Below are 312 nucleotides of genomic sequence, written 5' to 3'. Positions count from 1 at the left end.
CACCACTTCATTTACTCTCTTTTCTAGTTCATTTTCGGTGAGAGTGGTTAACCTATCCAAGGTCATGTCTTGATCATTGGATTGTGGTTCGTACGTATCCCATAAATGCTGTGATTCTCCTGTTATCGGATCAGGTCTTCCCCATCGCTGCAATGCTTCCTTATCCCCGACAATCACTTCTAGTCTGGATCCATCTTCCCTTTCAGGACCCAGACCCTTTAAAGCTGTGAAAATGTTATCTGTTTTTTCAATACGCCTTAGACTTATTAAGTCTTTACCTAATTCAACCTCACGCCCACGCCATTGTCCTAC

1 protein-coding gene is annotated in these 312 nt (G+C 42.9%); it reads right to left on the bottom strand.

Annotated features, from left to right (window positions below; all coding sequences use genetic code 11):
• Nucleotides 1–312, bottom strand: a 312-nt coding sequence (locus JKP73_RS22450; RefSeq protein WP_200412012.1) for a phage tail spike protein, incomplete at both ends; no start/stop codon positions are given.

The organism is Virgibacillus salexigens (assembly GCF_014905415.1).
GTDB lineage: Bacteria > Bacillota > Bacilli > Bacillales > Amphibacillaceae > Virgibacillus > Virgibacillus salexigens.
Note: the sequence above shows the minus strand (reverse complement) of the source record. Positions and strands in the feature narration are given on the sequence as shown.